This is a genomic window from Vreelandella glaciei (assembly GCF_013415125.1).
GTDB lineage: Bacteria > Pseudomonadota > Gammaproteobacteria > Pseudomonadales > Halomonadaceae > Vreelandella > Vreelandella glaciei.
In genome coordinates this window covers 1-8978 of sequence record NZ_JACCDE010000062.1, presented here as the reverse complement: position 1 = coordinate 8978, position 8978 = coordinate 1, and the positions used below count along the sequence as shown (strand labels likewise).

Here is an 8978-nt window from a genome sequence, read left to right as displayed (position 1 = left end):
AACACAGCTCTAATATCGTTCTGATAAGTTCAACCCCTCAGCGACCCCTAGGCGACCCATCAGCCTGCTGGAAGTTAAATTTCGACCCCTAAGCAACCCATCGGCTTGTGGGAAGCTGAATTTCAACCCCAAACCGGCCCCTAAGCGACCCATAGATTAAAAATAGAAATAAATACAGGCACGTTACGGATGTATACAAATTTTGCTACGCTCATTTATATAATCCGTTGTGCCAAAGGGTAACCCTTTGGATTCCAGTTGCTAACGCAACTCCTTACAACCAAGCATAAAACTGTTTCCGCCTTGGTTGATAAACCCAAAAAGACGTTAATCGTTAACGTCTTTTTCAATATTAGTTACTCTTTTCTTTTCTTCATCCCTAAGCATTTTTTTCACATATATTGTTAATGCAATACCCATCATTACAGGGGTAGATAGAAGTAAATATTGGTAGAACATCTGTGCACCTCTAATTCTCGGTAAAATAGTGTTCTCTTGTAATACCACAAGCATTTTAGCGATTATAAAAAAAGGTCAAATAAATAAAATAATAGCAAGATTGCGCCTTCGGCGCTGTTTATCAGGAAGTAAGGTCTACCACCTAAACCCGTGTTTGGCATGCCCTACGGGCATAAGTAAGGGGTATGGGGGCTTGCCCCCATGTAGCGAGCTTGCGAGCGGTAACAGCCATGCAGGGCGCCTGCTGGTTCTTAAAAGTTTGAGCGTACTAAAAACATTACCCGACTCATTACCTTTTTGATTAACGAGGTTTCCATCGGGTTTATTCGTGCTTTCGCGGTCGTAGACCGCCCACCAGCGGCGCAGGTGCGAAGCACCTCGAAAGCCGCTTTTAGTGCGCCTTTGGCGCGTCATTAGTAGGCAGCCCGGAGGGCTGGGCGAGCGAAGCGAAGGGTAGGTGAGCGCATGGCGCTCTTTTCTGTACTTTTACCTTTTACCTTTTAAGAGCTGTAAGCTCCTGAATTTTAAGTATTAATATCGTTAAAAGAGGAGGGATTGATGGTTAAAAGAGGAGGGATTGATGGTTAAAAGAGGAGGGATTGATGGTTGTAAGGTGGAGGGATTGATGGTTAAGTGTGAGCTAAATAAATGACTCACACTATAGGGTAGACACCCATATGCACGATGCCCAGATATATAAAGCCAATGCACTGGTCGAAGCGTCTTATCGTCTCAGTATTTATGAGCAACGCGTCATTCTGGCATGTATTTCTAAGGTGCGTAGGGATGAACCCTTGACTGACCAGAAACTCTACCGTGTTAGCGCCCAGGAAATTGCTGATATGAGTGGCACCCAGATCGGAACCGCTTACCAAAATCTTAAGGCCGCATCTGAGCGTTTATTTGAACGCCGTGTTTCTCTACACGCCTCTCCCAATGGGGACGGCAAGGTCAAGGTGCGCCTTACTCGCTGGGTGCAAACAATCGAATATGACGAAGGAGGTGGGGCTGTCTCACTACGCTTTGGTACCGACATGGTGCCGTATTTGTCGCAGCTAACCGAACAATTCACTCGTTACGCCCTGGCAGACATTGCCAAAATGACCAGTGCTCACGCGGTTCGCCTCTATGAGCTGCTAGCTCAATGGCGAGGTGCAGGGGAGCGATCAGTTTCTATCGAGTGGTTACGTGAAGCATTCCAGCTTGAGAACCGTTACTCCAATATTCGTGACTTTAAACGATGGGTGATTGAACCAGCCGTTAAGCAAGTCAACGAGTACAGCCCCCTATGGTGCAAATGGAGTCAACGGAAGACGGGGCGGCGGGTGTCTCATCTAACTTTTACCTTTGGTGAAAAAGCTAAAACTATCCCTCCTAAGGCCCGCCAAGCAAAAACTAAGGGCAAAGCAGGGGAGGTCTCTCAAAACAGCTCAGAGGCGCTCTATGGGATTCCTCGCACCGTTATCGAGAGCAAAGCACGCCCTGGCGAGGGTTATGAAGATACCGCGTTGCGGTTGCTGAGCGAAGCTAAGCAACAATCTAAGGGCTAGCTCTGTATTGCTTTATCGAAAAGCTGAGCTTTATCTATTGACGTCCATAGTTAACGATCACTTGAGATTAGAGCTAACATGCAACCAGAATACGCAACCGATTAGACATTCATGCAACTAACTATTCCCCAAGTCGCAAAGCTCTACGGAAAACACCGTAGCACCGTCCATCGCCACATAGAATCAGGCCGCTTATCGTGCGGGTTTAGAGGTGATAGCACTCGTGTAGTAGATATGGCTGAACTGGTGCGTTGCTACGGTGAGCCAAAGCAACTACCGCCTGAAATGCAACCAACTGCAACCGCAGCAAAAGAGGATTTGCAACCAGCTATGTTGCGAGCGTTGCAAGCCATGCACCAAGAGCTGGTATCACTCCGAGAAGAAGTCGCTCAGCTACGCCAACTGCCCCCGCCACCTCTCTCAACTAAACCGTCATCGCTCCCACAGAAAGCCGCAACCGATGACGATCCTCATGGGTTGCGGTCATTAGCTCGCTCTATGTTTGAAAATCAAGCCGCCGATAAAAATGGAAAGCGTTAACACAACACATGCCTATTGGCTTCGCCTCTTCCTAACTCGTGCTTGCAGTCTCTTCCAATCCTCACCCGGCACGTACTGCTCTGCCCAACGCAGCAGCAGTTCTGCCAATCGCCAATTAGGTATGTCATTAGGATAGGCGGTGGCATCGTGTGCGATACCTAATAGATCGAGTCGTGCAGCCTTCTGAGCGTTTTTATCGCTAAACGAGTAGTCCAGCAGAACTGCCAACCACAGCGGCGCCTCGGCGGCCTGTAGGGCTCTCGGGCGGGACATTAAAATTCATCCAGGTTGATCAGCTCAAACACCTTCCGTTTGGCATGGGTAAGGTCATTTTTAGCCAGTACGTGCCAATCATACGTTTCCGTACCGGGGCCCATTTCCTGGCCCACGGCACACCGATCACGCTCATAGCGGTACCGCGTCCCGGCGGGGGACTGCCATTCGGTGACGTTATCGCCGCTAAACGCGGGCTTGAGGTCGCTGATTTTGCGCAGAGCCATAGCCAGGCACCCAGGTCGGATTGATGTCTACAAATATAGACTATAAGCGTGAATAAATCACGCTTATTTTAGTCCAGACAAAGAAAAGCCCGGCCGCCTGGGCCGGGTACTCTCTAGCACTGCGTTCCTTGCCAACACCCATGAACGTCCTGTTCATGCCTCCCTGGTGTCATCGAGCATTCCGTGCTCGGTTTCCTGTCAAAGCGTCCTTGCTCAAGGGTGCCTACGGTGACAGCTATCAAGGGGCAGCCGACATAACTTGAGTTACCAGAGCGAAGTATTTTTCAGGGCAAATAGCGTGATTTATTCACGCTTATAGACAAAAACTCAAGATTATTCGCCTTCTGCTCAGCTTGACTGGCAGCAAGCCTGGATGAACAACCGCTTCACAATGAGCCTTTTGTTTGAGTATTGTTATCTAACAACTAGATAGGAGGTTCTATTGGATATCCCTCACGAACAGCTTGATAGCTTGGCTTTACTCACCCCGAAAGGGGTTCGAGGCTGGGTACGTAACCCCAAGAGGAAGCTGCCTAAAGACGTGAGGCTCTCCATTAAGTTGGAAAGACAGCTTGTCCATCTGGTGCCTCGCCTAAAGAAAATGGAAAGCAAAGGAACAGGCGAAGAAAAGCTAATTCTTTACCTGGAGAATCTGTTGAAGAAGGTTAGAAAGCATCTCAGGTCGTCAGCACTTGTTCTCGAGACCGAGCAATGGCAGAAGGTGAGAATGCCGCTGAACCAGAAGGAAAAAGCACTGTTTGACCAGGCCTTTAAGGAAGCCATTGAGGCTAGAAAACAACAAAAGCTTCGTTCAAAAGAACAGGCTAAGAGAGACGCTGCTAGGGCAGCTGCCCATCGTGAAAAATACGGCCCTCTAGCAGGAAGCAGTGCACGAGGCCGCTCCAATTGCAGTAGTGGAAGTGTGCGTACAGTTCAGGGTGGAGCACCTGGCCTTGGTAAGCGTAGCTAGCCACAACCTTTAAATTGAAATCCGTACGGCATGCGGATCGCTACTGACCATAAAGCGTGAAAAAATCACACATATTGCCCGAAATTCAAGATTATTGCCATTATCTTGATTTTTTTTATATTCAGAGTTAAGCGAAAATTTTACTCGATTAAACGGCAGTAATAGACCCTTTTCAGCCGGTCAGCATTGGCTGATATCGGCCAAAAGCGGATCTTTGAATAACTTCTCCAAGGTTAAAGTTCTTATTTTACAAAAAAAGCCAAAATATGGCTTTTAAAAAAGCCTTTTATTGGCTAATCTATCAGTCATCAACACAACACGAGTGATGACGACATGCACACTGCGCACCTGCAAGATCGAATGAGGCAACGTGGTATTTCAGAAGCCATGATTGGGGCGATTATCACCTTTGGTGACTGGAACGCCCGCGGGGACAGACTTGTACTCCCAAAGCGTGCCATTACTCCCTTACTTCAACAGAAACGTGAAGAACTAAAAATGCTCGAGCGGCTTGCACGGCGCGGAGGAGCATCGCTTGTCATTGAGGGCGAGACCCTGATCACCGTCTATTCCAATACGAAGAGAACATATTCATGAGTTCTGAAAACGCCAGAAGCTTTTCGGTAAGCAGAGGGTCGATCCTCGATGGTGAGTACACCCTAGAGATACACCCTGACGCTTTTGCCGACACGGCTAACCACGAGTCACTTCAACGTGTAAAAAACGAGCGCAAATACAATGTGCGTATCAAACAACACGACCTGTATCTGCTCGATGCCTTGGCAGAGCACGAGGGAGTACCACGTTCAGTGCTGATTAATAAGCTCCTACATGACGTGTTGCACGATGAGTTGATGAGCATTCCTGATCGAGACGCGCGGGCGTTGCTGGCCAAAACCGCAGATGAGTGCGCTACTTACGACGCTTTGTCCCGACCCTGGGTAGTCGATGCCATCGGTTCTGAGTGCCAGGACTTGTTGGAGAATATCCTGGCGTTCAACGTGCCGTATGAAATGATGCCGGAGCCCGGCGTGCCTGAAGATGCCTATAACAGCGATACATTCATTGGAATCAAAGAAAAGCTGGCAGGAGTGAAAAAATGAGCATCGGTATTCTTTCGACCGTCATCCAGGCTATTGATGAAGCTCAGATGGAAGCACGGGCAGAACAACACACTATGGTCAATGTACGTCCCGGCGAAAAAGTCTCTTCCATGTTGGACCTAGTGGCTGAACTGTCCGGAAAAAGTGCCACCGGACTTGTCTCCGAAGCCCTCTCATCGCATCTGCAAACCTATGCGGCGGCCTCCTTCGAGTATGCCGATTCGATTATGGAGGCCGCAGAACAGGCACTCAAACAGGATGGCATGCTTCAACCTGGATCCGCGTTGGAGCTGCTGGAAAAGGCGGATGTGATCACTGTACAAACCGGGCTGAAAGATAAGCGTCCAATGTTGTAAACCCACCGTTCAGCCACAGGCATAGCGCAATGGGTTGGCAGGTTTAAGGAGGGAGCATGGAAGTCAAAGAGGCACAAGTTTACCTGACCAATAGCAGCATGAATGCATTGAAACAGCTCTACTTCGCATCGATCCAACAGGTGGATGAGCGCGTCAGGAAGGAAATATATAAAGAAGACTTGGCCTGGATACTTTCAACGATGGAGTTGAAGGGATTGTATGCTGAGCTGCTGGCGGCGTCCGGAGTTGAACAATTCCGTATCTCAGGTAAGAAGGCACAACGAAACGATGGCAGGCATCTGTTCAAAAGCAATGGGCCGCTGAAATATCACTTCGATAGTTCCTGCGTCTACCTGAAGTCGAACTACTTAAATTTCACCATCCCGCCGGAAATCGAAGCCAAAGGCCCCGACGAGATCGAAAAATTCCGAGTATTTGCAGAGGCAAACAAACACCTGCTGCAGGGCGATCAGGAAAAATTCCTGAACTCATTAGAAGCCCAGTTCTTGCTCAAGAACAGACCGCAAAGGATTGAGTACATTAATTCCGGCCAGAGCGAATTCAGCCTGCTTACCCTAGAAGCCATGGAACAGGAACTGCAATCTCACCTTAGCGAGGCTAAGGCATTTCAAGAAGAACATCCTGAAGTCAGAAATCTGACCTTTGCGCCAAAACGCGTGATTGACCGCCCATGGACAAGTGACCTGGACAGAAAATGGCATAACTTCTACAAACGTGAATTGAAATCCATGCTCCGTCAGTATTACAGGAAATGTTATGACCGATCTCAACAGGAGAGCTTTCTAATATCGTTGGGCTTCGAAGCTTGCAAGGCGTGCTTGAAAGCCACCCCCATGCGACTGTAGGCGTCGAGTCAAAAGCGCTTATTTCTGAACGTCGTAGACGTCCGGTTTTAGTTGGAAACCCGACAGTAATAGAAAAAACAATCAGCGATAAATATCGCGTCGATGGCCCACTCTTACCACAAGCACGCACACGCGCTCATCTTCTATTTGAGCCACTAAACGGTAATCACCGACACGATAGCGCCATAGCTCGCCCAACTGCCCTTGTAGCGGCTTACCTAGTTGTCGAGGATCATCCAGAGGCTGGATACGCTCACGTAGATAATCGCGGATACGCTTAGCTTCCGCATGGCCGATCTTTTTCAGCTGCTTTTGAGCAGCCCCCGTCAACTCAATTTGCCAGGCCAAGATTCCGCTCCACTTCATCCAAAGAGTGCGTGGTTTCTTCACCACGGCGCAAACGTTCGAGGGCCTGTTCGGCTAGATAGATATCCTCTAGGTCTTCAAGATGCTCAAGAATAGCCTCACGAGCATAGTAGGTCTTGGTGCGTCCGGTAGCCTTGGCCAATGCCTCAAGACGCTCCTCAATATCGCTAGGCAGTCGAATTGCCAACATGATGTGTCTCTCTCAAACTATGATATACATGTATATCATAGTGCTGACAGCATCGTTCAGCCAGCCATAATTCATGATTTTCCTTTTTATCTTGAGTTTTTAAATTCCCCAAAAAGAAAAGGGCCTGTCTCCATAGGAGAGCAGGCCCTTGTCTCGGAATCAGCAAACCTATCAATTAGAAAGGTTGCTGTCCCTTAGAGAGTCAGAATGTAGGTACGGATACCTACGTCTGTTGAGGGGCAATTTAGACCTAAATACATATTGTTGAAAGATGTCATGAATGTCACACTATATGTATATAAATAACACTGGATATCTGCTACGCTGCGCTGAAAATCGTAGATTTTCAGCGCAGCGTAGCAGATATCCATGTGACAGTAAATTTTTTTAAAAGGTGATAAAGATGATTGATGAGGAAAAGGCTTTAGAGAGCAAGTGGGGGAAAGATGGCCTATGTATGGGCTGGACGGCTTTTCCAACTGCCCTCATTTTCTTGCAAAGCCAACTTCAATTGTCGTCTACAGATTTAAATGTAATTTTCAACCTTCTAATTCATTGGTGGGATGCTGATGGTAAGATTTACCCCTCCCAAGATGGGATTGCCAAAAGAATGGGGGTGTCAAAGAGAACTGTTCAAAGAACATTAGATAACTTGGTTGAGCTTGGCCTTATAAATGTAAGCCACACTAAAAGGAAAGGAAAATACAAAGGAAGAAACATTTATGATTTAAAGCCATTGTCTTTTCAAATAGAAAGGCTAGCTCCAATAGTTAAAGAAAAAATGAAAGAAAAACAAGGCGATAAAGATGACTGAAGAAGAAGCTAAGATAATTATAGAGAAAATATCTATTCCAAGAATAAAAACGTACACAGATATTGGCTTTCCTGAAAACAGTGAAGAGCTAATACTTGCCTACTTTTATATACAAGAAATTTCTTCCCATTTTTTTGTACCGTTGCAAATACTAGAGATTAGTTTAAGAAACGCTATTCACGATGCCTTAACTAAGCGTTTTAATAAGCGATATCCTGGTAAAAAATGGTACAATAACGTTCACCATACACATACATCGGTGTTGATGCTTAACTCTGCAAAACAAAAAACTGAAGATAGATCTGGAAGCCATTACTCAGACGATGACTTAGTCGCTAATTTAAGCTTTGGTTTTTGGGTTTACATGTTAGACGTAAAACACCGTACCCCTAATTATCCGTATAGCTTTTGGCAATATGAGGCTGGCAATATTTTCCCAGGAAATCATGGAAAAACAATAGGTGAGTTATTTAGTAATTTTAAAAAGATTATTAAAATCAGAAATAGGCTTTATCATCATGAGCCTGTATGGAAAAACTCACGCCCAGTTAAAGATTTTAGGGGAGCCATCAGTCGCCTAGAAAGGGAGTATCAAATAATATTCGATGCCATTGGTTGGATTTCTCCTGAAAAGAAGATCTATATGGAAAATGAATTAGATTTTAAAAACAAATTTAAAGCTTGCTGTGATCAGTATCGTCACCACAAATAGATCATCACTCCCTGGCTTTTCAGGGCGATGTAGCCTTGTGTCTTTGAATCAAATACAGGATTTTTGAAAGCAGTCTTGGCGATACTGAACCTTTTCCTGAAATCACTGAAGCCCGACCTGGATAGGTTTTATTATCTGTAGCATTACCTGTAGCTCCTGAAAGCCCTATTCCATGGGCTTTATCCATCTCTCTGTAGCCACTTGATGCTACGAAAAATATTCACATATTTTCTTAAAACCCTGTAACTGCGCGGCTTACAGAGCACCTTGAAGGTGCGTATGGTGTATAGCCCATTTAAGGGCCAAAAATGGCCCTTAGAGCGTCCAAAATTCACCTACCAGCGGTAGCTGGTGGGAAAAGTACAAATAAAGTACAAATGAGGTACAAACGGGGTACATCGATAGTACATTTCAAGTACATAAAGAGTAAAAACACAGCTCTAATATCGTTCTGATAAGTTCAACCCCTCAGCGACCCCTAGGCGACCCATCAGCCTGCTGGAAGTTAAATTTCGACCCCTAAGCAACCCATCGGCTTGTGGGAAGCTGAAT

12 protein-coding genes and 1 pseudogene are annotated in these 8978 nt (G+C 46.4%); 9 read left to right on the top strand and 4 right to left on the bottom strand.

What is annotated here, in order from left to right:
- Nucleotides 1-1136 precede the first annotated feature (1136 nt).
- The 3 genes and pseudogenes from HZS80_RS22895 to HZS80_RS22890 all read left to right on the top strand — a co-directional run bounded on the left by HZS80_RS22895 (nucleotide 1137) and on the right by HZS80_RS22890 (nucleotide 2549).
- On the top strand, nucleotides 1137-2009 hold the full coding sequence (locus HZS80_RS22895; RefSeq protein ID WP_179917425.1) for a replication initiation protein: 873 nt from the start codon (nucleotides 1137-1139) through the stop codon (nucleotides 2007-2009).
- Between the two features lie 111 nt (nucleotides 2010-2120).
- A pseudogene (locus tag HZS80_RS24215) lies at nucleotides 2121-2225 on the top strand (helix-turn-helix domain-containing protein); the annotation flags it as partial.
- Between the two features lie 18 nt (nucleotides 2226-2243).
- Complete coding sequence (locus tag HZS80_RS22890; protein ID WP_179917424.1) at nucleotides 2244-2549, top strand: hypothetical protein; 306 nt, start codon at nucleotides 2244-2246, stop codon at nucleotides 2547-2549.
- Between the two features lie 12 nt (nucleotides 2550-2561).
- Here the strand turns inward: HZS80_RS22890 and HZS80_RS22885 are convergent, their stop codons facing one another.
- Nucleotides 2562-2822: a hypothetical protein gene (locus HZS80_RS22885; RefSeq protein WP_179917423.1), complete on the bottom strand. Its 261-nt coding sequence runs from the start codon at nucleotides 2820-2822 to the stop codon at nucleotides 2562-2564.
- Nucleotides 2822-3049 carry a hypothetical protein gene (locus HZS80_RS22880; RefSeq protein WP_179917422.1) on the bottom strand — a complete coding sequence of 76 codons (228 nt, stop codon included), beginning with the start codon at nucleotides 3047-3049 and terminating at the stop codon, nucleotides 2822-2824. The genes HZS80_RS22885 and HZS80_RS22880 overlap by 1 nt, the downstream gene beginning before the upstream one ends.
- A gap of 442 nt (nucleotides 3050-3491) precedes the next feature.
- Between HZS80_RS22880 and HZS80_RS22875 the strand changes: the two genes are divergently transcribed.
- The 4 genes from HZS80_RS22875 (at nucleotide 3492) to HZS80_RS22855 (ending at nucleotide 6344) form a co-directional block, all read left to right on the top strand.
- A complete protein-coding gene (locus tag HZS80_RS22875) occupies nucleotides 3492-4019 on the top strand; it encodes a hypothetical protein (protein WP_179917421.1) in 528 nt (175 codons plus the stop codon).
- Between the two features lie 593 nt (nucleotides 4020-4612).
- Nucleotides 4613-5122, top strand: coding sequence for a hypothetical protein (locus HZS80_RS22865; protein WP_179917419.1), 510 nt, complete (start codon nucleotides 4613-4615; stop codon nucleotides 5120-5122).
- Nucleotides 5119-5478: a hypothetical protein gene (locus tag HZS80_RS22860; protein WP_179917418.1), complete on the top strand. Its 360-nt coding sequence runs from the start codon at nucleotides 5119-5121 to the stop codon at nucleotides 5476-5478. Before HZS80_RS22865 ends, HZS80_RS22860 begins: the two co-directional genes overlap by 4 nt.
- A 56-nt stretch (nucleotides 5479-5534) precedes the next feature.
- Nucleotides 5535-6344, top strand: a complete 810-nt coding sequence (locus tag HZS80_RS22855) for a hypothetical protein (protein ID WP_179917417.1) — start codon at nucleotides 5535-5537, stop codon at nucleotides 6342-6344.
- A gap of 81 nt (nucleotides 6345-6425) precedes the next feature.
- Here HZS80_RS22855 and HZS80_RS22850 read toward each other — a convergent pair whose 3' ends face one another.
- Both HZS80_RS22850 and relB read right to left on the bottom strand, forming a co-directional pair.
- Nucleotides 6426-6692, bottom strand: coding sequence for a type II toxin-antitoxin system RelE family toxin (locus tag HZS80_RS22850; RefSeq protein ID WP_179917416.1), 267 nt, complete (start codon nucleotides 6690-6692; stop codon nucleotides 6426-6428).
- Nucleotides 6676-6900 carry a type II toxin-antitoxin system RelB family antitoxin gene (gene relB / locus HZS80_RS22845; RefSeq protein WP_179917415.1) on the bottom strand — a complete coding sequence of 75 codons (225 nt, stop codon included), beginning with the start codon at nucleotides 6898-6900 and terminating at the stop codon, nucleotides 6676-6678. The genes HZS80_RS22850 and relB overlap by 17 nt, the downstream gene beginning before the upstream one ends.
- A 403-nt stretch (nucleotides 6901-7303) precedes the next feature.
- Here relB and HZS80_RS22840 point away from each other — a divergent pair, with 403 nt between their 5' ends.
- Nucleotides 7304-7714 carry a helix-turn-helix domain-containing protein gene (locus HZS80_RS22840; protein WP_009725059.1) on the top strand — a complete coding sequence of 137 codons (411 nt, stop codon included), beginning with the start codon at nucleotides 7304-7306 and terminating at the stop codon, nucleotides 7712-7714.
- Nucleotides 7707-8426 (top strand): Abi family protein, encoded by a 720-nt coding sequence (locus tag HZS80_RS22835; RefSeq protein ID WP_179917414.1) that lies wholly within the window; start codon nucleotides 7707-7709, stop codon nucleotides 8424-8426. The genes HZS80_RS22840 and HZS80_RS22835 overlap by 8 nt, the downstream gene beginning before the upstream one ends.
- Nucleotides 8427-8978: the final 552 nt, after the last annotated feature.